This window comes from Streptomyces tsukubensis (assembly GCF_003932715.1).
In the GTDB taxonomy this organism is placed as follows: domain Bacteria; phylum Actinomycetota; class Actinomycetes; order Streptomycetales; family Streptomycetaceae; genus Streptomyces; species Streptomyces tsukubensis.
Window position 1 is genome coordinate 3158510 of the sequence record NZ_CP020700.1, and the last position, 26627, is coordinate 3185136.

20 protein-coding genes and 2 tRNA genes are annotated in these 26627 nt (G+C 73.0%); 10 read left to right on the plus strand and 12 right to left on the minus strand.

The genetic code is table 11. The features are described from left to right. Positions 1-11: 11 nt before the first annotated feature. Both B7R87_RS12270 and B7R87_RS12275 read left to right on the plus strand, forming a co-directional pair. Entirely contained in the window at positions 12-551 is a 540-nt protein-coding gene (locus B7R87_RS12270) for a GNAT family N-acetyltransferase (protein WP_006706063.1), read from the plus strand. 122 nt (positions 552-673) lie between these two features. Beyond that, positions 674-1789, plus strand: coding sequence for a questin oxidase family protein (locus tag B7R87_RS12275; protein WP_006706062.1), 1116 nt, complete (start codon positions 674-676; stop codon positions 1787-1789). Positions 1790-1831: 42 nt separating this feature from the next. On the opposite strand, the gene B7R87_RS12280 is transcribed toward B7R87_RS12275, so the two are convergent. Then, entirely contained in the window at positions 1832-2632 is an 801-nt protein-coding gene (locus B7R87_RS12280) for a dioxygenase family protein (protein WP_006706061.1), read from the minus strand. Positions 2633-2725: 93 nt separating this feature from the next. On the opposite strand from B7R87_RS12280, the gene B7R87_RS12285 reads away from it, so the two are divergent. Beyond that, positions 2726-3286: a MarR family winged helix-turn-helix transcriptional regulator gene (locus tag B7R87_RS12285; protein ID WP_006706059.1), complete on the plus strand. Its 561-nt coding sequence runs from the start codon at positions 2726-2728 to the stop codon at positions 3284-3286. Positions 3287-3515: 229 nt separating this feature from the next. Here the strand turns inward: B7R87_RS12285 and B7R87_RS12290 are convergent, their stop codons facing one another. Together B7R87_RS12290 and B7R87_RS12295 are read right to left on the minus strand one after the other, a co-directional pair. Beyond that, the gene (locus tag B7R87_RS12290; RefSeq protein ID WP_006706057.1) at positions 3516-5069 is read right to left on the minus strand and encodes an MFS transporter; all 1554 of its coding nucleotides are present in this window, start codon (positions 5067-5069) and stop codon (positions 3516-3518) included. Between the two features lie 289 nt (positions 5070-5358). Continuing rightward, a complete protein-coding gene (locus B7R87_RS12295) occupies positions 5359-6057 on the minus strand; it encodes a TetR/AcrR family transcriptional regulator (protein WP_006706055.1) in 699 nt (232 codons plus the stop codon). A gap of 367 nt (positions 6058-6424) precedes the next feature. Here B7R87_RS12295 and B7R87_RS12300 point away from each other — a divergent pair, with 367 nt between their 5' ends. Beyond that, entirely contained in the window at positions 6425-7897 is a 1473-nt protein-coding gene (locus tag B7R87_RS12300; RefSeq protein WP_006706054.1) for a M6 family metalloprotease domain-containing protein, read from the plus strand. On the opposite strand, the gene B7R87_RS12305 is transcribed toward B7R87_RS12300, so the two are convergent. After that, complete coding sequence (locus tag B7R87_RS12305; RefSeq protein WP_391116597.1) at positions 7884-9497, minus strand: class I adenylate-forming enzyme family protein; 1614 nt, start codon at positions 9495-9497, stop codon at positions 7884-7886. The two genes, B7R87_RS12300 and B7R87_RS12305, sit on opposite strands and share 14 nt — an antisense overlap. A 211-nt stretch (positions 9498-9708) precedes the next feature. On the opposite strand from B7R87_RS12305, the gene B7R87_RS12310 reads away from it, so the two are divergent. Then, a tRNA-Arg gene (locus B7R87_RS12310) sits at positions 9709-9781 on the plus strand. A gap of 148 nt (positions 9782-9929) precedes the next feature. On the opposite strand, the gene B7R87_RS12315 is transcribed toward B7R87_RS12310, so the two are convergent. Together B7R87_RS12315 and B7R87_RS12320 are read right to left on the minus strand one after the other, a co-directional pair. Then, positions 9930-10253 (minus strand): helix-turn-helix domain-containing protein, encoded by a 324-nt coding sequence (locus tag B7R87_RS12315; RefSeq protein ID WP_006706052.1) that lies wholly within the window; start codon positions 10251-10253, stop codon positions 9930-9932. Further along, entirely contained in the window at positions 10253-10621 is a 369-nt protein-coding gene (locus B7R87_RS12320; protein WP_006706051.1) for a type II toxin-antitoxin system RelE/ParE family toxin, read from the minus strand. Before B7R87_RS12320 ends, B7R87_RS12315 begins: the two co-directional genes overlap by 1 nt. Before the next feature lie 242 nt (positions 10622-10863). Between B7R87_RS12320 and B7R87_RS12325 the strand changes: the two genes are divergently transcribed. From B7R87_RS12325 to eccCb, 4 genes are all read left to right on the plus strand, one after another. Then, a complete protein-coding gene (locus B7R87_RS12325; protein ID WP_006706050.1) occupies positions 10864-12570 on the plus strand; it encodes a right-handed parallel beta-helix repeat-containing protein in 1707 nt (568 codons plus the stop codon). Continuing rightward, positions 12567-12974, plus strand: coding sequence for a hypothetical protein (locus tag B7R87_RS12330; protein ID WP_006706048.1), 408 nt, complete (start codon positions 12567-12569; stop codon positions 12972-12974). Before B7R87_RS12325 ends, B7R87_RS12330 begins: the two co-directional genes overlap by 4 nt. Before the next feature lie 171 nt (positions 12975-13145). Continuing rightward, complete coding sequence (locus tag B7R87_RS12335) at positions 13146-13598, plus strand: hypothetical protein (RefSeq protein ID WP_233168822.1); 453 nt, start codon at positions 13146-13148, stop codon at positions 13596-13598. Further along, a complete protein-coding gene (gene eccCb / locus B7R87_RS12340) occupies positions 13552-18255 on the plus strand; it encodes a type VII secretion protein EccCb (protein WP_006706045.1) in 4704 nt (1567 codons plus the stop codon). The genes B7R87_RS12335 and eccCb overlap by 47 nt, the downstream gene beginning before the upstream one ends. Positions 18256-18345: 90 nt before the next feature. On the opposite strand, the gene B7R87_RS12345 is transcribed toward eccCb, so the two are convergent. The 6 genes from B7R87_RS12345 to B7R87_RS12370 all read right to left on the minus strand — a co-directional run bounded on the left by B7R87_RS12345 (position 18346) and on the right by B7R87_RS12370 (position 25455). Continuing rightward, complete coding sequence (locus B7R87_RS12345; RefSeq protein ID WP_006706044.1) at positions 18346-19518, minus strand: threonine synthase; 1173 nt, start codon at positions 19516-19518, stop codon at positions 18346-18348. A 136-nt stretch (positions 19519-19654) separates the two neighbouring features. Beyond that, positions 19655-20911 (minus strand): AfsR/SARP family transcriptional regulator, encoded by a 1257-nt coding sequence (locus tag B7R87_RS12350; RefSeq protein WP_130585071.1) that lies wholly within the window; start codon positions 20909-20911, stop codon positions 19655-19657. 48 nt (positions 20912-20959) lie between these two features. Next, positions 20960-21985, minus strand: coding sequence for a selenide, water dikinase SelD (gene selD / locus B7R87_RS12355; protein ID WP_006706040.1), 1026 nt, complete (start codon positions 21983-21985; stop codon positions 20960-20962). Further along, positions 21982-23862 (minus strand): SelB domain-containing protein, encoded by a 1881-nt coding sequence (locus B7R87_RS12360; protein WP_130585072.1) that lies wholly within the window; start codon positions 23860-23862, stop codon positions 21982-21984. Before B7R87_RS12360 ends, selD begins: the two co-directional genes overlap by 4 nt. Beyond that, positions 23859-25310: an L-seryl-tRNA(Sec) selenium transferase gene (gene selA / locus B7R87_RS12365; protein ID WP_006706035.1), complete on the minus strand. Its 1452-nt coding sequence runs from the start codon at positions 25308-25310 to the stop codon at positions 23859-23861. The genes B7R87_RS12360 and selA overlap by 4 nt, the downstream gene beginning before the upstream one ends. A gap of 52 nt (positions 25311-25362) precedes the next feature. Further along, a tRNA-Sec gene (locus B7R87_RS12370) sits at positions 25363-25455 on the minus strand. Positions 25456-25925: 470 nt separating this feature from the next. Here B7R87_RS12370 and B7R87_RS12375 point away from each other — a divergent pair. Beyond that, the gene (locus tag B7R87_RS12375; RefSeq protein WP_006706034.1) at positions 25926-26627 is read left to right on the plus strand and encodes a hypothetical protein; all 702 of its coding nucleotides are present in this window, start codon (positions 25926-25928) and stop codon (positions 26625-26627) included.

Genomic DNA, 26627 nt, shown 5'->3' on the forward strand with positions numbered 1-26627 from the left:
GAGGAGGTTGCATGATCCGCTCCGGGCGGAAGCCAACAGAGCTGCAGGTCAGAGCGGGTAGGGAGGGTGATCTCGCGGAGCTGACCGCGCTCTACAACCACTATGTCGTGGAGACACCCATCACGTTCGACACCGCTCCCTTCACCACCGAGGAGCGGCTTCCGTGGTTGCGCTCCCACCCTGAAGACGGCCCTCACCGTCTTCTGGTTGCCCGGGACGCCGGAGAGGCCCTGCTCGGCTATGTCACCACCAGCCCGCTGCGGCCCAAGGCCGCGTACGCGACCTCGGTCGAGGTCAGCATCTACTGCGCCCCCGACGCGGGCGGCAAGGGCGTGGGCACGGCGCTGTACGAGCAGCTGTTCAAGGAGCTGGAGGGCGAGGACGTCCACCGGGCGTACGCCGGGATAACCCAGCCGAACGCGGCGTCGGAGCGGCTCCACACCCGCTTCGGATTCCGCCCCGTGGGGACGTACACGGAGGCGGGCCGGAAGTTCGGCCGCTACTGGGACATCACCTGGTACGAGAAGCACCTCGGCCCCGGCACGGCCTGACCCCGGCCCCCTGCACCCGCCGGGCGGCCCTGCCGCGCCCGGAGACGTAGGACCGAAGGCGGGGGCCGAGTGGGGCCACGGCCCGTTACGGCCCCCGCGAGGCCCCGCCTAGGGTCCGGACCATGACGACCCAGCCTCCCGGAACCTCCCCCGCCCCGGACGACGACCACCCCGTCGCCAGCGGTCGGACCACGCCCACGGGCATCACCGACACGGGTACCGCCGACACCACCGGCATCCTCGACGAGGCCCTCGGACGCATCCATGTCTCCGGCCCCGAGCGCAACGGCTGGCTCAGCAATCACGCCCCGATGGCCGTCGAGGCCCTGGTCCACCACGGCAGCTCCGCCACGGTCCACCGCTGGCTGGACCGCTACCGCGACAACCTGGAGGAGATGCCGGCCCCTTACGCCCCGATCACCGCCGGCACCTGGCGCGAAGCCCTCGGCGACCCCCGCCGCATCGCGGACTGGGCGCTCCACTTCGAGCGGGAGACCGCGGAGCGGCCGTGGCGCGAGGTACTGGCCGAGTGGTGGCCCCGGCTGCTGCCGGGCATCGCGGGGGGTGCCACGCACCCTGTGATCCGGGTGGGTCACGCCGTACGGACGCTGCTGACGACCGAGGAGACCGCGCCCCGGCTCACGGAGTTCGCGCACGCCCTCGGCTACTGGACGGCGCGCCACGCCCCGCTGCCGGACGTCCTGCGGTTCACTGACTCCCCCGCGGCGGCGACCGCGGCGCTCGGCGCGGTCGCGCCCGTACCGGACCAGTCCGGCGGCATCGTGTCGCGGCTGGCACAGCTGACCGAACTTCCCGGCTGGGCGGGCGCTCCCGCCTCCCCGGAGGAGGCGGAGGCGCGGCTGCGCGAGCTGGTGACCGCGGCGGTGCACCGGTACGCGACCCACGGCCACGCCGAGCCGGTGATGCTGGTCCACGCGGCGACCGCGCCCAATGCCGTACTGCGGACGCTGCCCGCGCTCCCCCGGGAGCTGTGGGCGCCGAGCCTGGGGGCGGCGTGGGCGGCGTCGGCGGCCGTGACCGCCGTGTACGTGCCCGCGGGGCTGGCGCCGTGGGAGGGTACGGCCGCGGACCGGACGCCGGAGGAGATCTTCGAGGCCGCCGCGGCCCACGGCGACGACCACACCGTCAAGTTCACGGACACGGCGCTGGACATCGGGGACGCCGGGGCGCTGACGGCCGCGGTCCGCTCCGTCGAGCTGAACGAGCCGTTCCTGTAAGCCCGCACCGGCACCCCCACCCGCACCCCCACCCGCTTCGGCTCAGCCGAACTGCAGGGACCTTTTGGCGAGCCCCCACCAGAAGCCGTCGATCACACTGCGCCCCCGGTCCAGCTCGCCCTCCGACGCGCCGAGGGCGACGAACAGCGGTGCGAAGTGTTCCGTACGGGGGTGGGCGAGCCGCCCGGCCGGCGCGGCGTGCTCGAAGTCGAGCAGCGCGTCGACATCGGCGGCGGCGAGCGCCTCCCGCCCCCAGTCGTCGAACTCGACGGACCAGCCCGGGATGCCGTCGTGCCGGAGGGCGGCGAGGTTGTGGGTGAAGAATCCGCTGCCGACGATCAGCACGCCCTCGTCGCGGAGCGGTGCGAGCCTGCGCCCGATCTCCATCAGCCGCTGCGGGTCGAGCGTGGGCATCGACACCTGGAGGACCGGAATTGCGGCGTCCGGATACATCTCGACCAGCGGTACGTAGGCGCCGTGGTCGAGCCCCCGGTCCGGCACGTCCTGGACCGGCGTACCGGCCCGGCGCAGCAGTTTCCGTACGGATTCAGCGAGGGCGGGCGCACCGGGGGCCGCGTACCGGACGCCGTAGTAGCGCTCGGGGAAGCCCCAGAAGTCGTACACCAGCGGCACGGTCGTGGTGGCGCCGAGGGCGAGGGGCGCCTCTTCCCAGTGGGCGGAGACGACCAGGATCGCCGTGGGCCGGGGCAGCCCGGCCGACCAGGCGGCGAGCTGGCCGGGCCAGACGGGGTCGTCGGCGAGTGGGGGCGCGCCGTGGGAGAGGTAGATCGCGGGCATGCGTCCCGCCGGGGGTGTGCCGGACGGGCCGGTGACGGTGGTCATGGGGGAGGCTCCGATCCACTTGAAAGTTCAAGCTACCGGCTACCCTAAACCCGATTTAGTTCAACTTTCAAGAATGGGTCGTAGAGTAGAGGTATGAACACGGCATCCACGGCGCCCGTCGCCGAAGACGCAGGCGAAGGCGGGGGCGGAGTCACGAGCGGAGGCGGCCGGGTGCCGCGCTGGCTCAGCGATGACGAACAGCGCGTCTGGCGCGCCTATCTCCATGCCACCACCCTCTTCGACGACCACCTCGACCGCCAGTTGCAGCGCGATGCGGGGATGCCGCATATCTACTACGGACTGCTGGTCCAGCTCTCGCAGGCGCCGCACCGCCGCAAGCGGATGACCGATCTGGCGATCGACGCCAAGATCACCCGCTCGCGCCTCTCGCACGCCGTCGCCCGGCTGGAGCAGAAGGGCTGGGTACGGCGCGAGGACTGCCCCTCCGACAAACGCGGCCAGAACGCGGTGCTGACGGACGAGGGGTACGCGGTGCTGGAGGAGGCCGCGCCCGGCCATGTCGACGCGGTACGCCAGGCGATGTTCGACCGGCTGTCGCCCGAGCAGGTCGAGCAGCTCGGCGAGATCATGCTGATCATCGCGGACGGCCTCCAGCCCTCGGACTCGGGCGCCGACCTGCCCTGGCTGCGCTGAGCCCCTCGGCTCCCCGGCCCGGATATGCGGAAGGGCCCCGCCGGATCTCTCCGGCGGGGCCCTCCGCCCTCCGCGTCACCGCCCGCTCTCCCCGGTGGAGCAGGCGGTGCACCCGCGGTGGTTCCGCGGCCGTCCGGCCGCGAGGCCTCCGGGCCGTGCCCGGAGCCCGCTGAGCCCTTGGGGGCCCTTGGGGGCCCTTGGGGCCGGGGGTTGAACGCCCCCGCCCGGCTCAGTGAGCGATGACGGGAATCTTCACCTCGGCGTCCGCGCCCTCGCCGCCGGACGCGGCACCGGCCCCGTCCGCTCCCGGCTTGCCCGCGTTGATCATCACCAGGGCGATCGTGGCGGCGACGACCAGGATGGCGACCGCCCACCAGATCGCGGTGGTGAAGCCGTGGACCATGCCCTGGAACTGGAGCAGCTGGGGATTGGTCGCCCCGGCCGCGCGGTCGGTGATGAACGAGGTGGTGGCCGAGGCCGCGATGGTGTTGAGCAGAGCCGTACCGATGGCGCCGCCGACCTGCTGGGAGGTGTTGACCATCGCGGAGGCGACTCCGGCGTCCGTCGGCCGGACCCCGTGGGTGGCGAGTGCCATCGCGGGCATGAACGCCGTACCCATGCCCAGACCGAGCAGCAGCTGCGCGGGCAGGATCAGTGCGGTGTACGAGCTGCCGATCTCCAGCTGGGTCAGCAGCAGCATGCCCACCGCGGCGACCAGGAAGCCGGGGCCCATCAGCCAGCGCGCCGGGAGGCGCGTCATCAGACGGGTACCGATCTGGGTGGAGCCCACGATCATGCCGACGATCATCGGCATAAAGGCGAATCCGGTCTTGACCGGCGAGTATCCCTCGACGACCTGGAGGTAGATCGTCAGGAAGAGGAACAGGCCGAACATCGCGATGATCGCGAGACCAAGGGAGAGGTACACCCCGCCGCGGTTGCGTTCGGTCAGCACCCGCAGCGGCAGCAGCGGCGCCTTGACCTTGGACTCGGTGACGACGAAGGCGCCCAGCAGCACCACGGACGCGACGAACATGCCGATGGTCAGACCGTCCGACCAGCCGGAGTGCTCGGCGCGGGCGAAGCCGTAGACCAGCGCCACCAGACCGAGGGTGGAGAGGATGACACCGGGGACGTCCAGCGCGGAGCGGTTACGGGCGCCCGCGGGCTCCCGGATCACCAGATAGGCACCGACGGCCGCGACGACCGCGAAGGGGATGTTGACGTAGAACGTCCAGCGCCAGTCCAGGTACTCGGTGAGGAAGCCGCCGAGGATCAGACCGACGGCGCCACCCCCACCGGCGATCGCACCGTAGATACCGAAGGCCTTGGCGCGCTCCTTGGCATCGGTGAACATCACGGCGAGCAGCGACAGCGCGGCGGGCGCGAGGAGCGCGCCGAAGGCGCCCTGGAGGGCCCGGGAACCCAGCATCATCGCCTCGCCGGTGGCGGCACCGCCGAGCGCGGAGGCCACGGCGAAACCGATGAGGCCGACGATGAACGTCCGCTGCCGGCCCCACAGGTCGGCGATCCGGCCGCCGAAGAGGAGGAGTCCGCCGAAGGCGAGCGCGTAGGCCGTGATGACCCACTGGCGGTTGCCATCGGAAATGCCCAGGTCCTCCTGGGCGGTGGGCAGGGCGATGTTCACGATGGTGGCGTCGAGGACGACCATCAGCTGGGCGAGCGCGATGAAGACGAGCGCCTTCCACCGCGCCGGATCGGCACCGGCAGGGCCGGTATCCGCGAGGGCGGTGTCGGGAAGAGTGCGGTCGGTTTTTGACATGGCTGGGGCCACCTAGGAGTGCGAAGGGTTCACCAAGGGTGAAAAAGGGCGGACGGTCTGCGCGGCGGCCCGGCCCGGTACCGGTCGGTTGATCAGCAGGTCCGGTCGGTCCGGTCGGTCGGCGTCGGCGGAACGGTTCGCACGGCTCGGCTCGGTCCGTACGGGTCAGGTCGGTTCACAGGTACGGATCGGATCGGGTCGTACGGGCTCGGGCTGTCGGGCTCGTCCGGTCGAAGTCGGTGCGGTCTGTACGGGCTTGCGGTCGGTGGGCTCTGGGGGGCGGGTGGGGTCAGTGGTTGCGCAAATCCTCCAAGGTGGCTGGTCTGCCGGGGAGTTCGGAGCGGGCCGGGGCCTCGACACCGTCCAGGAAGAGCTGGAGATGGCGGTGGACGAAGCGTTCGCTGCTGTCACGGCTCGCGCCCGGCAGGGGGCGGGTGAACTGGCCGATGACCACCATGAGATCCCCGGCGCCGACGTCGCGGCGCATCCGGCCGGCCGACTGGGCCCGTTCGATCAGGGCCGACATCTCCGCCTCCAGGCGGGTCCGCCGGACGACCAGCTCGGGATGGTCCCGGTCGAAGGTCTCCCGGATCATCGGGCAGAGCGCCCCGGTCCGTTCGTCGGCCGCGCCGTGCGCGAACCGGCGGACGGCGTCGAAGGGGTCGCTCTCCTCGGCAGCAGCCCGAACCGCCAGCTCACAGGTGCGGTCCAGGACCGAGAGGACGACCTCGTGCACCAGGGAGGCGCGATCGGGGAAGTGGCGGTAGAGCGTGGCATTGCCGACACCCGCGCCACGGGCGATCTCGTCGAACGATACCTCGGGACCGATGGCCGTGAACATATCCCGGGCGGTCCGGACGATCCGTTCGCGGTTCCGCTGGGCATCCGCCCTGGGCCGGGTGCGCGGCGCCCGGCTCGGAGCAACATGGGCACAGCCCGGCGGGGCGGCCTCCACAGGAGCCTCCCCGTCGGCGGTACCGGCGGCCATGCACACGATCCCACTCCCTGTCCGTCGCCTTCCGGCGTCTTCCGTCGCGTCCGTCGCATCCGTACGAGGCGACCGATCGCCCCGGACGAATCCCCGGGCGGTCCCCGGATGTCCGTTCCGCCGGAAGTGGGGACCGGTTCCCCGTTTTCCTGCGGCACTGAGTGCAAACGGGGAGACCGTCCCCGCTTATTTCCCGGATCGGATGTGACCTGTGTCATCTCCGGCGCTCCTCCGGGCAGCCCCGCCGACTGCTCCTGCCGACGCGCCTCGGGCAGCGCCCGCGCCCGCCCCGGACGGCGAGGGGCGGCCTCCCTCCAACGGCCCCGCTCCGCGAGCGTCGCGCAGGCGCCCGCCGGAGGCTGGGCCCATGCACCACGAGCGCCGCCGGATACGCCCGACCAGCCGGATATCCAGCCGGAAGACCGGCCCGACGCCGGACCCGACGCCGGACCCGACGTCAAGTCGGCCGTCCGGTCGGCAGCCCTGGTCCACGGGACGTATCCGGATCACGGACTCGCTTCTCTCGCCGGCCGCCGCCACCGGCCGCAGACGCCTCAGGACGGGCCGTCTGGTACGGGTCACGGGCCGCGCCCACCCGCGCCGGATCGGCGGTATCGCCGCCGTACTCGCCATCGCCATCGCCGCGCTCACCACGGCCAGCGACCCGATCCCCGCGCCCAGCCGGGCGTCCGCGGGCCCGGCCGCCGCCCCCGACGCGAGCGGTCTCGGCCCCTGCCATCTGCCGGCCGCCCTCGGTATCCAGATGTCCGAGGGTCTGCCGACCCCGCCCGGCTACTCCCCCTCCACCGGCCAGGTCCGCGCCCTCAACCTCATGATCGACTTCCCGGACGCGGTCGGGGAGGGCACGGCGATGGACCGCCTCGGGGAGTTCTTCCCGCAGACCTCGGACTGGTTCAGGACCAGTTCGTACGGCCGTCTCGACTACCTCCCCCAGGCCCCGGTGACGGGCTGGCTGCGGATGCCGCTGCCGTTCAGCGCGTACGGGATAGAGCGCGGCTCACCGTACGAACCGGCCTACCGCGATCTCGTCGAGGACGTTGTGAAGGTCGCTGACCCGCAGGTCGACTTCAGCACCTACGACCTGGTCAACATATTGGTGACGCCCAACGCGGGCCCTTCGGCGCTGGACACGGTGCTGTCGGTGACGTTCTCCGGAAACCCGGACGCGCCCATCGCGGACGGCGTACCCCTCGCGAACACGTCGTTCGTCTACAGCCGCCAGGACGACGGCTCCGGCTCGTACGCGGAGACCGGGTTCCGGGTGCTGCCCCATGAGAACGGCCATGTCTTCGGGCTGCCCGACCTCTACACCGTCGACGGCGGCGGCACGGTCGGGCACTGGGACATCATGTCCGAGGACTGGGGGGCCAACAACGACCTGCTCGGCTGGCACAAGTGGAAGCTGGGCTGGCTGGACCCGGAGCAGATCCACTGTGCGGCCTCGCCGGGCACCGCCGAGTACCGCCTGACGCCCCTCGCGGTCTCCGGCGGCGCGAAGATGACGCTGGTGCCGGTCTCCGCCGATACGGGGTACGCGGTCGAGGTCCGTACCCAGGAGGGCAACGACGACGCCGTCTGCCGCCCGGGCGTGCTGATCTACCGCGTACAGGCGGATGTCGACACCGGTCAGGGCCCGGTGACGGTCTCCGACAGCCATGCCGACAGCGGGGGCTGCACCAAGCGTCCGAATGTGCACGCCGAACTGTCGGACGCGCCGTACCGGCCGGGCCAGACCTTCAAGGACCGCAAGAACGGGGTGGAGATCGCGGTGGTGTCGGAGGAGAAGGACGTCTACACGGTCCGCGTCACCCGCTCCTGACGCCCAGCCGCACCACCCCCGCCGACTCCCGCAGCTCCCGTTTGGCGATCTTGCCGGTGGCACCGCGCGGTACGTCCCCGAACACCACGTGCGCGGGCACCTTGTACGCCGCGAGCCGGGCCGCCGCGTGCTCCCGCAGGGCCCCGCCGGTCAGCGCGGCGCCGGGCCTGAGGCGTACGACGGCCGCGACCTCCTCCCCCAGTACGGGATGCGGTACGCCGACGACGGCCGCGTCGGCCACCGCCGGATGGTCGTGGAGCACGCCTTCCACCTCGGCGCAGTACACGTTCTCGCCGCCGCGGACGACGATGTCCTTGATCCGGTCGACGACCGCGATCCGCCCGTCGTCGCCCATCACCGCGAGATCACCGGTCCGGAACCAGCCGTCGGGCGTGAACGCGGCGGCCGTGGCGGCCTCGTCCCGCCAGTAGCCGCGGATCAGCGACTGGCCGCGCAGCAGCAGCTCGCCGTGTTCGTCCGTCCGTACCTCGACGGCGGGCGCCGGAATCCCGGCGGCGGCGGGGTCGGCGCGGTAGGCGTCGCCGAAGTGGGCGAGCACACCGCCGCTGGTCTCGGTGAGCCCGTAGCCGGTACGGGGCTCGACCCGGGCCCCGTACCGCTCGCCCAGCCGGGCCGTCAGCGCGGGCGGCGGCGCGGCCCCGCCGGTCGACAGCTGGGTGAGCGTGGCCAGCGGGTTCCCGGCGCGCTCGGCGGCGTCGAGGAGCTGGAGGGCGGTCGCGGGCACCCCGGACCAGTGGGTGATCCGGTGCCGGTCGATGAGCCGGACCGCGGTGTCGGCGTCCCATTTGGGCATCAGGACGACCGTGCCGCCTGCGGCCATCACCGCGTAGAGGTGTGTGAAGGCGGCGACGTGGAAGAAGGGGTACGTCATCAGGGCGACGGGCGCCGGCCCGGTGCCGGGCACCTGCCCCCGGGCGAGGGCGGCCACGGCGGCATGGAACCGGGGATGGACGGCGGCCCCGGCCTGCGCGAGCTGGGTGGCGACGGCACCCTTGGGGCGGCCCGTGGTGCCCGAGGTGTAGATGATCGTCGCATCGTCCTCGGGCCGTACCTCCACGGCGGGCGGCGCACCGTACGGATCGGGGGCGGGGAAGTCCTCGTACCGCTCGACCCCCTCCTCCGCGTCCCCGTCGAACACGACGGCCCGCGCCCCGTGCCGCCGCGCCCACCCGCGTACCGTCTGCCACCGCTCCCCCTCGACCAGCAGCACGGCCGGGGTGCAGTCGTCGAGGACGTACGCCAGCTCGCCCTCGGTCCACCAGGCGTTCAGGGGCACGGCCACCAGCCCGGCGAACTGGGCGGCCCAGAAGGCGACCTGCCACTCGGGCCGGTTCCGCATGAGCACCGCGGCCCGCTCGCCGGGCGCCAGCCCGTACTCCTCGGTGAACCGCCGGGCGAGCGCGGTGGCGGCCGCGAAGAACTCCCGGTAGCTCCAGACCACCTCCTCGGCGACCAGGAACGGCCGGTCGCCGTGGGCCCAGGTGGCTTCGACGAAGTCGACGAGGGTCCGGGGAGCATTCACGTATTCGAGCGCCCCGCTCTCCCCTCTGACCACCTCGAACGGCCCCCCACCCGCCACAAGCCCCGCACCCCGCACCGCAACCCCTCCACTCCCGGCCTCGCCCTTCCGGCGCGGACGCTAGGCCCGCCTCCCGCGCACGTCAACCCACCCCCGCCCGCACGGCATCACCACGGTGATCCACCACCCGCTACACTGTCGGCGGCGGTACGGGTCTCCACGCCCCGCACCAGCCAGGACTGCCGGACCTTCCGGCCGGCCGTCCCGCCCCGCCTTCGTAGCTCAGGGGATAGAGCACCGCTCTCCTAAAGCGGGTGTCGCAGGTTCGAATCCTGCCGGGGGCACAGCGGAAAAGCAGGCGAGAGGCCCTTCTGTCCATGGGACGGGAGGGCCCTCGTATGTGCGCCAGGGTCGGCTGGACCCGCGCCTCAAGCTGTCGACTGCTCGCACCGGCTCGGTTCGGTGATGTCCCGGCGGAACCGGGGCTCGCCCTCAGGCCGCGTGCGGAGTGAAGGTGACGCGGGAGTCACCCTCGTCAATGGCCAGGTTCAGAGTGCCGTCGAGAGCCTTGGCCAGGCGTCGCAGCAGCGGGAGGGTAGGGACGGTGTCGCCGCCTTCCATCCGGGACACCTGCGGCTGTGTCATCCCGGCCCGCTCGGCCAGTTCGGCCTGCGACAGACCGAGCTCGACCCGACGGTCATGGACCGCCTGCCCGAGATCGCCGGCCAGCCGCGCGTCGACGTACTCCTGGTCGTACTCCACCGCCTCACCCGCAAGCTGCCGGGCCCGGCGCGTTCTCCACGTGCTGTGGTTCATCAGCTCTCCTTGTGCCGATCGTAGGTGTGCTCGGCACGGCCGTGCTCGGCCTCGCAGACCTTCTGGGCCTGATGCGCCCGCTCGACCTCCGCCGCCTCACGCATCCTCGTCTTACGGAACACCGTCAGCAGAACGATCCGCTGCCCGGGGGCCAGCCAGTACGGGATGCGCACGGCCTCGCCGTCCAGCTCGAACCGCAGTTCACGCAGCTTGCCGCCCAGATGACGCGAGTACGGCTCGCCAAGCGTGGTCGGCTCGTCCAGGAGACGGTCCGTCTTGTCCTCCACTCGCCGGTAGAGGCGGAACGGAAGTAACTCCAGCCAATCCCGTACCTCGGGTTCGATCTCGACCTGCCACCGCTCCGTCATGCAATCAACGGTATATACCTCCAATTGCATGGCGCAAGCGTGTGACGCAGAGCAAGGCCACCCCGGAGCACCGCGGGGCATCCGACCCAAGACCATGGGCGGGCCGTCCCTTGCCGACGAGAGTCGGGAGATCACCACTGGTGATGGAGCAGAGCACCTGGCGGGGCGGTCGGGGACCGGGCCCGGTCGGGGCGCTCCGGTAGCATCGGCGGCTCCGAGTGGGCCATGCACGGGGGATGTTGATGGTCGCCAGGTACGTCGTCTCGCAGCGTGGTGGCCGCCGCGCCCACCCCACCGTGTCGTCCGCGCTTGCCGCCGCGGCGCGGCAGCGGCGGCCGGCGGTGGTGGAGATCGCGCCGGGGCCGTACGGGGAAGCTCTCACCGTCCGGGGCGATGTCCAGCTGGTCGCGGCCGGGGCTCCGGGGTCCGTCGTGGTGGGCACGGGACACGGCATCGTGCTGGACGCCGCCGGGGCGGTCCGGGTGCACGGGCTCACTTTCACCGGGCGGAACGCCGATGTCGTCACCTGTCACGCGGGCACGCTGCTGATGGAGCAGTGCGAGGTCCGGGCGGTCGACGGGGTCGGTGTCCATGCGCGGCCCGGGACCTCCGTCATCCTGCGGAGCAGTACGTTCCGCCAGGGGCGGGTGCTCTTCACCGGCTCGGGCGGCCTCGTCGAGCGGTGCCGGTTCGCCGACGCCGCCGACAATGCGGTCGGGGCGATCGAAGGCGCCCGGATCGCGGTCCGGGACAGCTGGATCGGCGGCAGCCTGATCCACGGGATCCGGGTGAGCGGGGCGCGGGCGGAGATCACCGGGTGCGAGCTGACGCGCACCGGGAAGGCGGCCGTGGTGGCGGACGCGCAGGGCGAGCTGGTGGTGACCGGCTGTTCGATCACGAGCGTCCAGGAGGAAGGGGTGCTCTTCATCGAGCAGTCCCGGGGCTCCGTCACCGATACGCGCGTCGTCGACGCACAGCACGGAATCGCGGTCCTCGGCGGCGCGGACCCGCTGGTGCGCGGCTGTGTGTTCACCGAGTGCCGTGACACCGGAATCAACGTCCAGGGCCCGGGCCGGGGCAGGTTCGAGGAGTGCGAGGTCTCCGGCGCGGGCAATGTCGCGGTGTTCTCCACCCTCGGCGGCGCCCCCGAGGTCTACGGCTGCCGTATCACCGGGGGCAAGACCGGCATCGCCGTCACCGAGGCGGCCCGGGGCCGCTTCACCCGGATCCGGGTCCGGGACACGGCCGGTCCCGCGCTGCGCGTCATGGGCAGTTCCCGGGCCGTGTTCGAGGACGTCGAGACGGAGGACTGCCCGGGTGGGCTGGAGACCGCGGGGGACGGCGGCACCACGGCCGAGGTCGTCGGCGGGACGTTCCGCGGTTCCTCGTTTGCCGCAGCGACGGCCCAGGGCGAGTCCTGGGCCACGCTGCGGAACGTCTCCGCGCACGGCGGTACGGTCGGCTTCTGCGCCGGGGACTCCGCCCAGCTGTTCCTGTACGACTGTGCGGCCGAGGCGACGGACGGCGGCGGGGTCGGTGTCATGGACAAGGCGCGGCTGGTCGCCCGGAACCTCAGGGTCAACGGTTCGGAGGGGGCGGGTCTCGTCGGGCGGGGCTCCGCCCATCTCGACGTCGTGAACGCCGTGTTCGACGACTGCGCGGCCGCGGGAGCGGTCTTCCAGGACACCTGCTCGGCACGGCTGGCGGAGTGTTCCGTGACGGGGGAGCGCGGTGTCGCCGTCGTCCACCACGGCGGGATCGCCCTCGACGGGCTGAGCACATCGCTGCGGATCGTCGAGCGGCCCCCGGATGCGCTGGGCGGCAGTCCGGCGACCGTGAACAACTACCACGGGCCGGTCTTCCACGCCGAGGCCCATGGGATCCAGCTGGCCTGGCAGAACGGCCGGGTCGATCAACAGCAGCGGAACGAAGGCGGTTCTTCCTCATGAGCGATGCGCAGGGCGTCAACAACTACCACGGCCCGGTCTTCAATGCCGGTTCCTCGGGGAACCAGTTCGCCTGGAACAACGGGACCGTCACCCAGAACCAGCAGCACAACACCGCTGTCGCCCCCGGCTACGAGGAACTCGCCTCGGTCGTCGGCAACCTCCTCGGGGAGCTGCCCCGGGCGGGGCTCGGCGAGACCGAGCGGGCCGAGACCGAAGCGGCCGCCCGGGGCGTCCTCGCGGAGATCACCGGGGCGGATGCCCCCGAGGAGGGCAGGCTCCGCAGCGCCCTCGGCAGGCTGGACGGATCACTGGCGCCGGTCGCGACCGGTGTGGTGGCCGGTGTGGCGGTGGGGGCGCAGGAGTGGGCCAGGGCCGCGATCGAAGCGCTGGCCGGTCTGGTCTGAGCACAAGGTGGTGTTCGCCCGGCGGGGGGACTTCGCGGGCCCGGCCGCGCCGACCGCCGCCGGGCCACGGGTGCGTCGCGGATGTCCGCGGCCGAGGCCGGACACGGCCCGGAGGTGCGCTATACGATCAGCCGTCGGCTGTGGGTCGCTTGCGCGGTTTGGGGAGGCAGGGTGTACGAGCTGGTACTGCGCGTGGACGCCGGGGACGAGGCGTCGGCGGAGCAGGTGGAGCGTCAGGTCAGGTCGTTGTACAAGGACTTGCGGGCGTTCGGGCGGTACAGCGTGGCCCGTAAGGAGACGCCCGCCCCGGAGGGGTCGATGGCCTCCGCCGGGTACGAGATCGGGGCGCTGGTCGTCAGTGGTGCGCTGTCGGCCGCCGGGCTCAAGGCCCTCAGCAATGTGCTGACGGCCTATCTCCAGCGGTCCAGGGCGCGGGCCGTGAAGTGGGAGTTCGAGGGGAACAGCGGGGAGTTCCGGGCGCTGTCCGCGAAGGACCAGAGCAGGCTGGTCGACGTGGTGGCGGCCCGGATCGCCGCGGGGGGCGAGCCGGACGGCGGGGACGGCGGGAACAACGGGGATGGCGGGGATGGCGGGGCGCCGGATCGCACTGCTGGTCGCAACTGACGGGTACGTCGACCCGGGGCTCAACCAGCTCCGGTCGCCCGCCCGTGGCGCCGACGAGCTGGCGGCCCTGCTGAAGGACGAGGCGGTGGGCCGCTTCGATTTCGTCCGTACGCTCACCAACCGCCCCAAGGAGGAGATCGAACGCGAGATCGAAGCCCTGCTGAGCCATCGTGCTCCGGGCGATCTCGTCCTGCTCTACCTCGCCTGCCACGGCATTCGGAACGACACCGACCGGCTGTTCTTCGCGACCATCGGGACGGATCTCAACCGTCCGCACACCACCGCCGTCCGGGCCGACCTCATCCATCAGCTGCTCGACGAGTGCGAGGCCCGCACCAAGATCGTGCTGCTCGACTGCTGCTACAGCGGGCTGTTCCACCGGGCCACCCCGATGTCCCCGGCGCCCGTCGACGTCGAGGCTGCGCTCGTCGGCCGCGGCACCTTCGTCATCACCGCTTCGACGGCGCTGGAGTACGCCTACGAGGGCGAGCAGCTCACGATGGACAACGCGCGGCCCGTGTCCCGTTTCACGGCCGCCCTCAACGAGGGCCTCGGCACCGGCTACGCCGATCTCGACCGCGACGGCGTGATCACCCCCGACGAGCTGTACACCTATGTCCACGACGCGGTCGCCAACCAGAGCGGCCCGGAGCAGACGCCCACCAAGTCCGGGCAGTACGAGGGCCATGTCGCCATCGCCTACGCGGCCCCCGCCGATCCGGCCACGGGGCTGCCCCGGCAGAGCGCGAAGCGGGACCAGCTGGTGCTGGGCTCCCTGCTGCCGCCGCCCGTCGACACCCCCGACCGGGGGTTCATCTGCGATGCGTGGGAGGGCGCGTCCCGGCTGCTGGTGCCGATCGGCCGGACCCCCGCGGCCTCCGGCGGGGACCTCACCTGTCTGGACCTCTCCAGCCGCAGCGGGAACGTCGCCGTCATCGGCCGGCTCGGCAGCGGGAAGACCACGCTGCTGCGGTCCCTGACGATGTCGCTGACGCTGACCCACACCCCGCACGAGGCCGAGTTCTACCTGCTGGAGGGGGCCGTCAACCGGCTCGGGGTGCTGCGGTCGATGCCGCATGTGAAGGAGCTGGCCGCGGCCCATGAGCACGAGGCCGTCGGTCGGGTCCTCACCGCGGTCAAGGACGCCGTCGCCATCCGCCGGGCCCTCTTCCGCGATCTCGGCATCGACTCCGTCGAGGAGTTCCGCGAACTGCGGGCCGCGGGCCGGCTTCCGTACGACGGCGGCAGCGACGTCTTCCTCGTCGTCGACGGCTGGCTGGACTTCGACTGGGAGATGGCGGACTTCGCCCAGGAGGTGCACCGGATCACCAACGCGGGCCTCAACTACGGCGTCCATCTCATCGCCTCCGCCCGCCGCTGGTCCGATTTCGGCCCCAGCCTGCTGGGCCTCCTCGGCACCCGGGTCGAAATGCCCCTCGACGATCCGGCCGAATCCCAGATCGACACCGTCCTCTCCGGCGGTCTCGGCATCGGCTGGGGCCTGTCGCACCGGCGGCGGTTCCAGGTGGCCGTACCCCATCTGGAAGAGGTCTCCGGCGCCGCGGAGGCCCGCCGTTCGCTGGCCGAGACGATCCGGCGGATGCGGGAGCGCTGGCTGGGCGTACAGCCGGGTGCGGCGGCCCCGCCGCGTACCGACATCCCCTTCACCGAGCTGTACGGCATCGAGGACGCCGAAGCGTTCGACGCGGACGCCGCCTGGTCGCCCCGGACCCCGCAGGACCGGCTCCGGGTGCCGATCGGGGTCGGCGAGGACGGCCGGCCCGTGCTGCTCGACCTGAAGGAGTCCGCGCAGGGCGGGACGGGACCGCACGGCCTCTGCATCGGCGCGACCGGCTCCGGGAAGTCCGAGCTGCTGCGCACCCTCGTCCTGGGGCTCGCCGTCACCCACTCCCCCCGCGCCCTGAACTTCGTCCTCGCCGACTTCAAGGGCCGGGCGACCTTCGCCGGTACGGAACGGCTGCCGCATCTGTCGGCCCTCATCACCGGTCTCTCGGAGGATCCGGCCCTGGTGGACCGGATGAGCGGAGCCCTCGGCGGCGAACTCCGGCGCCGTCAGGAGCTGCTGCAGAGCGCGGGGTACACCAGCGCCGAGGGCTACGAGGAGGTGCGCGCCGCCGGTGCGCCGCTGGCCCCGCTGCCCTCGCTGCTGGTCGTCGTCGACGAGGTCTCCGAACTGATCTCCGTACGGCCCGACTTCCTCGAACTCCTCGTCATGATCGCCCGGGTCGGGGGCTCCCTCGGGGTGCATCTGCTGCTGGCTTCGCACCGGTTGGACGAAGGGAGGCTGCGCGGTCTGGACACGTACCTCTCGTACCGGATCGGCCTGCGCACCTTCTCATCGGCGGAGTCCCGGCGGGTGATCGGAGTGCCGGACGCCTACCATCTGCCGGCGCTGCCGGGCTCCGGTTATCTGCAGTACGGCGACGGCCGGACGGTCCGTTTCCGGGCGGCGTACGTCTCCGCTCCGCAGGCCCGGACCTCCCTCCCGGAGCTTCCGGAGCATCCGGAGGCCCCGGTGACCGCCGTACCCGCGCGGTCGGAACCGGAGGAAGAGGCGGACACCGAGGTGGGTTTCGGGGCCGGTCCCCCGGTGATTCCGCAGCCGGGGTCCGCATGGCAGGTACCGCAGGAGATGCCGCAGGAGATGCCGCAGGAGATGCCGGTGGGGGCGGCGCCCGGGGGCACGCCCTCCGTACCGCCGCAGGAGTCCGGGGACGCGGTGCCCGACCACCGGGACGCCGCCGGAGCTGCAATCGCTGCCGGGATCATTGCCGCCGGAACCACTGCCGCTGCTCATATCGGGGCCCTGATCCGAACCGATGCCGATACCCCCGACGGTACGCCCGGAGAGCATCCCGGCTCCGCCGCCCCCGGCGCACCCGCCGCCTTCGGCGACAGCCTGCTGGATGTGCTGGTCCGCCGCACCGCCGGGCAGGGGCCGCCCGCGCACCAGGTCTGGCTGCCGCCGCTCGGCGATCCGGTCTCCCTCGACGTCCTGCTGCCGCAGCTGGAGACCACACCGGAGCGCGGTCTGCACCCCCCGCGCTACGCCGCCCTGGGCCGGCTGCGGGTCCCGGTCGGGCTGGTCGACCGGCCCGACCAGCAGCGCCGCGAACCGCTGGTCCTCGACTTCTCGGGCACCGGCGGGGACGGGCTGATCGTCGGCGCGCCCCAGTCCGGCAAATCCACTCTGCTGCGGACCGTCGTCCTCTCCCTCGCCCTGACCCACACCCCGGCCGAGGTCCAGTTCTACTGCCTCGACTTCGGCGGCGGCGGGCTCCAGCAGCTCGGCGGGCTGCCGCATACGGGCGGTGTCGCGGGCCGGCTCGAACCGGACCGGGTACGCCGCACCGTCGCGGAAGCGACGGAGATCCTCGAACAGCGCGAGGCGTTCTTCGCGGCCGAGAACATCGAGTCCATGGCCGCCTACCGCCGGGACCGGGCCCGGGGGCGGTGGCCGGACCAGCCGTGGGGCGACGTCTTCCTGATCGTCGACGGCTGGGCGGGCTTCAAAACCGACTACGAGGAGCTGGAGGGGGCCCTCGCCGACCTCGCCGCCCGCGGCCCGGCCTTCGGCATCCATCTGCTGCTGACGGCCGTCCGGTACGCGGAGGTGCGTCCGGCGCTCCGCGACCGTCTCGGCACCCGGGTCGAGCTGCGTCTCTCCGACCCCGTCGAGTCGGAGATCTCCCGGAAGGCGGCGCAGGGCGTCCCGATCGGGGTCCCCGGGCGCGGTCTGACCTCCGACACGTTCCACTTCCTGGCCGCCGTACCGAGGCTGAGCGACCTGTCCGCGCCCGATACGGGTCTCGCGGAGGCCACGGCACGCCTCGTCGCCGCCGTCGGCCTGCAGTGGCCGGGCCCGTCCGCGCCGCCCGTGCGGGTGCTGCCCGCACTGCTGCCGGACAGTTCGCTGCCCGCCGAGTCCGGCCGTTCGAGCGGGGAGATCCTGCTCGGTCTGGACGGGACGACGCTCCAGCCCTTCGGCATCGACTTCGAGACCGACCCCTGGCTGGTGGTCTTCGGGGAGTCGCAGTCCGGCAAATCGTCCCTGCTGCGGCTGCTGGCGAACCGGATCGCCGAACGCTACACGCCCGCGCAGGCGCAGCTGTTCGTCGTCGACTACCGGCGGTCGCTCCTCGGCGAGCTGCCGCCGGAGCACGTGGTGCAGTACGTCCCGTCGACGGGCCTCCAGCCGCATGTCGCGGCCCTCGCGGACCTCGCGCGGCGGCGGCTGCCGACGGCGAACGTCACCCCGGACGAGCTGCGGAACCGGTCCTGGTACTCCGGGCCCGATCTGTTCCTGCTCGTCGACGACTACGACCTTGTCGCGACCGGGTCCGGCAATCCGCTCTACCCGCTCCTCGAACATCTGCCGTTCGCCCGGGACGTCGGCCTGCGCCTGGTGCTGTGCCGGAGTTCGGCGGGGGCGGGCCGGGCGCTGTACGAGCCGCTGCTCCAGTATCTGCGCGATCAGGGCGCGCCCGCGCTGATGCTCTCGGGCGACCGTTCCGAGGGGTCCCTCTTCGGCTCGGTCCGGCTGTCCCGGCAGCCCCCGGGCCGCGGGACCCTCACCGGCCGCCGCGACCGTCCCCGTCAGGTCCAGCTCGCCTACCGGCAGCCCCGGGAGGGCTGACAGGGCGGCAGGAGGGACGCGGGGGCGCGGGGGTGCCGGGGTCCGGTGCGGCGGTACGGGGGCGGGGCACGGGTCCCGTCGTCGCGGGGCTCACCCGATCACGCGCTCCATCACCGGGGCCGTCTTCAGTGCCGAGCCGGTGAGGACGACGACCGTGGTCTGTCCCGGTTGGATCACCCCGCGGCGGGCGAATCCGGTGACCGCCGCGGCCGCGGTGGCGCTGGTGGGTTCCGCGTACAGCCCCTTCCTCGCCAGGCCCCGGACGGCCTCCTCGATGCCCTGTTCCGGGACCGCGAGCAGGTCGCCGCCCGAGGCGCGGATCGCGCGCAGCACCTCCGGGAGGCGGACGGGGTGCCGGATCGCGGTGCCTTCGGCGATCGTCGGGGCGGTCTCGACGGGGACCTCCGTCTCCGCTCCGGCGCGGAAGGCCGCGTACAGCGGGGCGCAGTTGGCGGGCTGGGCCACCAGCAGGCGCGGCAGCCGTTCGATACGGCCCGCCGCCAGGAGTTCGCCGAAGCCGATGGCGCAGCCGAGGACGGTGCTGCCCGCGCCCGCGACGGTGACCACGTTGTCGGGGGCGCGGAAGCCGAGGTCCTCCCAGATCTCGTAGGCGAGGGTCTTGGTGCCCTGGAGGAAGAAGGGGTGCCAGTTGTGGCCCGCGTAGACCGCGCCGGCCCCGGCCCGGCGCAGCGCTTCGGCGGCGGTGGCTTCGCGGTCGCCGGGGATGCGTTCGATGTCGGCGCCGTACGCCCGGGTCTGGAGGATCTTGGCGGGTGAGGTGTGTTCGGGGACGAGGATCCGGGCGCGGATGCCCGCGGCGGCGCAGTAGGCGGCGATCGACGAGCCGCCGTTGCCGGAGCTGTCCTCGATGATCTCGGTGATGCCGTGGTGGGCGAGGTAGGAGACCAGCAGGCTGGCGCCGCGGTCCTTGAAGCTGCCGGTGGGGTTGGCCCATTCGGCCTTGTAGGAGACCGGTACGCCGTCCCATTCGCCGTCGAGGAGCGGGGTGCAGCCCTCCCCCAGGGTGACGGGGGCCAGGGGCAGCGGGAACGCGGCGCGGTAGCGCCAGAGGGAGCGGCGGGCGGTGTCCACGTCGACGGGGGCCGGGCCGGGCAGCGGGGTGACGGTCAGCGGGGCTCCGTCGTCGCCGCGCCAGCGGTGCGGATCGGTGAGGGGGTAGCGGCGGCCCGAGCGTTCGTCGAGATAGGCGGGGGCGGGGTGGGCGGTCGTCGCGGCGGACTCAGCGGACTCGGCAGCAGACATGATCGACAGATTTTCCAGAACCGGATTCTCTGTCAAGAACGGCTGGGGTGCGGTTTACGGGTACGGGTGCGGAGGGGCCGCCGGTCGGCGGACGACGGCTCCCCGGGGTCCCCGCCGCGGCAGGAGCGGGCCTCCGTCAGCGGCCGATGACGCGGCCCCTTGCCTGTTTGAGGATCTCGCCGGGCGCGATGCCGAGGGACCGGTTCAGCCGGTTGCGCATGTGCTCGTAGACGTCGAGCGCCGCGACCCGCATACCCGCCGCCGTGAGCGCTTCCATCAGCAGCGCGTGCGAGGACTCGTTGAAGTGGTCCTCCTCGCAGGCGCGCCGGGCCGCGACGATGGCCTCGCGCGGCCTGCGGGCGTCCAGCGCCGCCCGGGCCAGGTCCTGGAGGTGGCCCGTGTGCTCCAGCATCAGCGACTGCTGGGCCTGGTGGTCGACGCACTCGGGCGGGATGCCCTCCAGCAGCCTGCCGCGCCACAGGGAGTGGGCGTGTTGGAGGTGGCGCAGCCTGCTCTGCGGGTCGGCGAGTTGGCGGGCGCGTTCGGTGGCGTGCCGGAAGCGGGCGAGGTCGGTCGGCATATCGCCGCCGGTGAGGGCGTATCCCGAGGGCTGGGTGACCACGCCGAGGCCGCCGTCGGTGGCGTTCAGCAGCCAGGAGCGGAGCCGGTGGGCGCCGGTGTGCAGGCACTGCCGGGCCTGGGGTGCCGTGCGGTCGGGCCAGAGGCGGGTGGCGAAGGTGTCGGCGTTCACCGGGAGGGGATGGGCCAGGGCCAGGCTGCCCAGCAGGGCGCGGACGACGGATCCGGAGGGTGCGGTGGGGCCGTCGGGGCCGAAGAGGACGACCGGGCCGAGGATGCCGACGCTGTGGACCGGCCCGGCCTCCGGTTCGTCGGCGGGGTCGTCTGCTGGGTCGCCTGCGGGGGCGCCTGCGGTGTCCGCCGGGCCGGGTCCCGCGGGGCTGCCGTGGGCGGTGTGCCGCTCGTAGGCGGTGAGGGGCGCGGCCGGCCGGTGGCGGGCGCCCGCCGGGTCGTGGAGTCCGGGGGCGGTGCCGGGCGGGGCGGGGACCGCGGACGGGTAGGGGGCCGACGGCCCGTGCGGGACCGGCGGCTGGTGGGACACGGACGGGCCGTGCGGAGTGGTGGGCAGGGTGTGGGGTACGGAGGGTGGGTGCGGGAGCGGCGGGCCGTAGGGCGCCCTCGGGCCGTACGACGTCTTCGGATCGTTCTTCGGATCGTACGAGCCCCGCCGCACGGGCCGCGGCTTCCCCTCCGCGCCCGCTCGTCCGCCCGCCACGGCCCGCTCCCCCGGACGGGTCGGCGGCGCGTCGGTGGTGGCCGGCCAACCGCGGCTCTGGTCGAGGAGCCCCGGGTCGATGTCACCGGCTCTCTGCATGGTGGAACCCCGATTCGTCGATGGTCGGTGTCACGTGGGTCCGTCGGTTCAGCGGAGCAGTACGGTGCTGCCCCCGAAGGGAAGGACCTCTCCGATGACCGGATGACCTGGCAGCTCTCCGGCCAGAAGCAGACCGCCCGAGGTCTGGGCGTCGGCCAGCAGGAGGGCCGTGGTCTCGTCGGCCGCGGTGAGGTCGGCGTGGGGCGCCACCCAGTCCAGATTGCGGCGGCTGCCGCCGCTGATGCTGCCCCGGGCGGCCGCGGTGCGGGCGGCGGCGAGGACCGGCACCCGGGCGGTGTCGATGGCGAGGGTCACCCCGGAGGCGCGGGCCACCCGGTGGGCGTGGCCGAGGAGTCCGAAGCCGGTGACGTCCGTTCCGGCCCGGATCCCGGCGGCGACGGCGGCGGCCGACGCGTCCCTGTTGAGGGTGGTCATCACCTCGACGGCCTCGGGGAACACCTCGCCGGTGGCCTTGTGGAGGGTGTTGAGGACGCCGACACCGAGGGGTTTGGTGAGGGTGAGGGGGGTGCCGGGGGCGGCCCGGTCCACGGTGATCAGCCGGGCGGGGTCGGCGGTGCCGGTCACCGCCATGCCGTAGAGGGGTTCGGCGGAGTCGACGCTGTGGCCGCCCGCGACGGCGCAGCCCGCGGACCTGGCGGCGTCCAGACCGCCGCGGAGCACCTCGCGGGCGAGGTCCATCGGCAGCGTCTCGCGCGGCCAGGCGAGGAGGTTGACCGCCATGACGGGCGTGCCGCCCATCGCGTACACGTCGGACATGGCGTTGGTGGCGGCGATCCGGCCCCAGGTGTAGGGGTCGTCGGCAACAGGGGTGAAGAAGTCGGCGGTGGAGATCACGGCCAGGGGGCCGTCGACGCGGACGGCGGCCGCGTCGTCGCCGTGTTCCGGCCCGACGAGGAGGGCGGAGGCGCCGGGCCGGCCGTCGGCGGACGGGGATCCGGGCACGGCGGGCGCCGCGTCGGTGAGGCCGTTGAGTAAGGTCTCCAGTTCACCGGGCGGGATCTTGCAGGCGCAGCCGCCGCCCCGCCCGTACTGGGTCATCCGCAAGCCGGTCATGTGCTGTTCTCCCTTGTGAGGCGGGTGGGGCACAGGGTGCGCCGATCATCGGGGCCGCGCCGGGTGACTCCGGTGCGGTCGAGATGCTCGATGAGTGGGAGGGCAATCCGGCGGGGTACGTTCCACCGGATCCGCGCCTCCGAGACGGTGAACGGATTTTCGGCCAGGGGGGTGAGGGCCTCGGCCGCGCGCTCCGGGACTCCGGGGGCGACATGGACGGTGTCGGAGAGCCGGACGAGCCGTCCTGACCTGACGGCGAGCGCCAGTTCGCGGCGGCCGATGCCGAGCGCGGCGAGTTCGGCGGGGGTCGGTGCGAGGAACTCGCCCCGGGCGAGCCCCGCTTCGAGTGCGGCCACCAGGGCGCGGGCGGCCGCGGGGAGGGGGTCGGCGTGGTCGGCGCGGACGATCCGGCCCTCGCGCAGGGCCCGTTCCGCGGGCAGCAGCGCGGCCAGCAGGGCCCGGTCGGGCAGTCCGAGGCGCTGGATCAGGCTGTTCGCGTCGGCGGGTTCGCCGTCGGCGGTGGCCTCGGCCACGGCGCCGGTGATCCGGCGGCGTTCGGCGGCCGAGACCAGCCAGTCGCCCGCGACGGGGGCCGCTCGGGTGCAGTCGACGCCGATCCGGCTCAGGGTGCCGGTGCGGACCAGGCCGCGGACCGCGGTCTCGTGTCCGAGGTCGGGCGTGCCGGGGTGGGCGGCGAGGGTCTCGGCCCGCAGTCCGCCCGCGCGGCGCGGTCCGACGTACGGCGGTACGGGGTCGAGGACGAGCGCGCTGCCGACCACCCGCCGGTGTTCGGTGACCACCATCCGGTCACCGATCCGCAGCGGCAGCGGGCGGCCGAGGACGAGCCGGGCGGTGCCCCGGCCGAAGCGGCGGACCTCGGCGGGGACGGCGGCGGAGCCGATGTGCACGGTCAGCCGGGGCGAGGTGCCGCGCAGTACCGCACCGGCCAGGCGGACGTCGGCGGTGCCGGTGAGGGTGAATGTCCCGGGTGCGCAGAGCGCCGTACCGCGCAGTCCTTCGCGCGGTGCCTCACCGCGCAGGCTGAGGGCCACCCGGGCGGGGCCGGTGGAGCGTCCGGTCGCGCGGCCCAGTTCTTCGAGGCCGCGGACGGTCAGGGACGGCCCGTCGGGGCCGGTGTGCAGGACGTCGCCCCGGGCGATGCTGCCCTCGGTCAGGGTGCCGGTGGCGACGAGGCCGTGGCCGGGGCGGGCGAAGGCGCGGTCGGCCCAGAGCCGTACCGGCGCGTCGGTACGCGGCGCGGGCAGCCGGTTCCGTAAGGCGGCGACGGCGGTACGGAGTTCACCGAGGCCCTGTCCGGTGCGGGCGCTGACGGCGACCGCGGGCAGCTCCGCGAGCCCGGTCCCGGCGAGCGCGGTCCGGGCGCGGGCGAGCGCGGGGCCCGGGTCGGCAAGGTCGCAGCGGGTGACGACGAGCAGCCCTTCGCGGACGCCGAGGGCGTCGAGGGCGGTGGCGTGCTCCTGGGACTGGGGCATCCAGCCGCCGTCGGCCGCGACGGCGAACAGGACGGCGGGGACGGGTCCGGCGCCCGCGAGCATGGTGGCGAGAAAACGTTCGTGGCCGGGGACGTCGACGAAGGCGACCCGGTCGTCGGAGGCGACCCGGTCGTCGGAGGCGACCCGGTCGTCGGAGGCGACCCGGTCGTCGGAGGCGACCCGGTCGTCGGAGGCGGGTCCGCAGGCGCTGCGGGCTTCGGCGCCCTCCGCGCAGTCCGGGATCGTCGTCCAGACATAGCCCAGGTCGATGCTGAGGCCCCGCCGCCGCTCCTCCTCCGTACGGTCCGGCTCCATTCCGGTCAGCGCGCGCAGCAGCGTCGACTTGCCGTGGTCGACGTGGCCCGCGGTCGCCAGGACCATCATCGGGCGGCTCCCGTACCGCACTCCCCGCCGCCCGACCTGCGCTCCCACGCCCTGAGCACCGCACGGGCCACTACCTCGTCGTCCTCGTCCGGGACCGAGCGCAGGTCGAGCAGGAGACGGGACTTGTGGACGCGGGCCAGGACGGGGACCGGGACGGCGGTACGGAGGAGGGGCGCCAGGTCCGCGGGGAGCGCGACGGCCGCCGACGGGAAGGTGACACCGGGCGCCCCGCCCCCACCGACGACCGATGCGGAGGGTTCCGAGGTCGCGTCGACGCCCGCCGCGCGCAGCCGCCGGGTCAGCGAATCGGCGCGGGCGACGAGCTCGGCCGACGGCCGGGTCAGGGCGGTCTCCAGCGGGGAGGCCGGGCCGCGCAGGGTGGCCTCCAGCGCTGCCAGGGTCAGCTTTCCGGTGCGCAGGGCGCGGGCCAGCGGATGGCGGCGCAGACGTTCGACGAGTCCGGCGTCACCGAGCAGCAGCCCGGCCTGGGGGCCGCCGAGGAGTTTGTCGCCGCTCGCGGTGACCAGGGCGGCGCCCTGGGACAGGGCCGTACCGGCGTCGGGTTCGTCGGGCAGCAGGGGGTGCGGGGCCAGCAGTCCGGAGCCGATGTCGACGACCAGGGGGCGGCCGAGCGCGGCGAGTCCGGCGATCGGCGGGGTGCTGACGAACCCGGTCATGGCGAAGTTGGAGGGGTGGACCTGGAGCAGGAACGCGGTGTCGTCACCGATGGCGCGGGCGTAGTCGTCGACCGTCGTTCGATTGGTCGTACCAACTTCCCGTAACCGTGCTCCCGTGCTCTCCAGCAGCTCCGGGAGGCGGAATCCATCGCCGATCTCGACCAGTTCGCCCCGGCTGACGATGATTTCCCGGCCGGTTCCGGCGAGGGCGGTGGCCACCAGGACGAGCGCTGCGGCGTTGTTGTTGACCACATGGACGCCGCCCGCCGCGGGCACGGCGGCGCGCAGGGCGTCGAGCGCACCCCGGCCGCGCTCTCCCCTGCGGTTCTGTTCGAGGTCGAGCTCCAGATCGGAGGTGCCCGCGAGATGCGCCACCGCGTCGACCGCGGCTCGGGACAGGGGCGCCCGGCCGAGGTTCGTGTGCACCAGCACACCCGTGGCGTTGACGACCCGCCGGTGCCGGGTGGGCGCGGGCGGCAGTCCGGCGACCACCTCGGCAACGGCGTCGGCAACGGTACGGAGGGGATCGGGGGAACGGGTGGGGTGCACGGTTCCGGAGGACGTACCGCAGTTGAAGGTTTCGGTTTCGGTCCCCGAACCGGGCCCCTCCCCGGAATCCGCGATCCGTCCGGCCCGTAAGGAGCGCTGCACCCGGCGCGCCGCCTCGCGCGCCTCCGCCGGACCGAGAGACTCGGCCGCGTCCCGCAGCCGCGGATCGTCCATGATCTCCCGCACCGACGGTATCCGCCCGGGGGCGCCGGTCTTCCTCATCTCACTCCTGACGCTGTCCCGGGCAGAGGCGCCGGCGTGCTGACGAATGGGACGGAGGTGGACGGGAGTCGAACCCGCTGACGCGTAAGGGACAACGTCCACCGGTTTTGAAGACCGGGACCGGCACCGGCCGGCGGACACCTCCGGACAAGATCTTCCAAGCCGGGCTCTGCTCTGTCAACGAACGCAAACGCTAAAACCCGCACGTCAGGGGGGTGTAAGCGAAGTGTCAGCCGAGGGCGAGAGGGCCGTCCGGCGGAAGCAAGCGGGGCGCGACCGGCTCCCCAGTGGCAGTACAGCGCCCCGGAAGCCGTAACACAGCGGCCTCACAGCACCACTGCAGCAACTCCGCAGCACCGTCACAGCCGGCCCGCAGCAGATCCGCAGCAGCACCTCAGCGGCACCGCAGCAGCCGCGCAGCGAAGGGGCAGCGAACGGGCAGCACAGGCACAGCAGCCCGTCAGAGAACGGACAGAAGCGGGACAGAAGGGTCTTCTACGGTGTCTTCCGGGCGCACTTCCCACGGCCCTCAGGACCCTCATGGGCCCGTGGCGCGGTCTGCCCGGAACAGGCCGTACGTCCCGCTCCTGACGAACTTCGATTACTGGAGGTCTCATGCAGGCCACGTTGCAGACCGCGAAGGCACTGGCGCCCAACGGGCGCTGGGTGTCCTTCGCCTGCCGCGCCCGCTCCGTGCAGGAGGACTGGTTCTGGCACTTCCGCCTCACCGGTCCGTCGCTCGGTGTGGGCATCAGTATCACCGACCGCGGCTACCCCGCGGGGCTCATCGAGGTCCACAAGTCGCGGGTGGTCCAGGAAGTCACCTACGACGGCCGGCCGCTCCAGCTGCTGGCCAATGCCGACAGCAGCGGCTGGCAGGGCATATGGACCGGCCCGCACCACTGTCTGATCATGGAGTTCTCCGGCAACCGGGTCGACGCGGGCGCGGTCACCCAGGTTCTCGACCGGCTCTCCCTCACCGACACCAGGGCCGGTCTGGTCGTCAAGCCGCGCTCCCGCGATCTGCGGGCGTGGAGCATGTACGGCGTCAAGTTCACCTCCGGCGGCTCCGTGACGATCTACCCCGCCGACGACGCCACCCAGCTGGTGCCGGAGAGCGCGGGCAAGTCCGTGGAGAACGGCGAGGTGTGGGTCAAGACGATGGGGATCGCCGGGGTGACCCGGGGCCGGAAGTTCCTGCACTCCGGGCCCAAGGCGGTCTGCCTCGTCGACGACGACGCCTCGGCCGATATCGGGGTCTCCACCGCCGACCAGGAGGAGCTGCTCCAGTCGCTCGACGTGCGCTGGGGGGCGTGA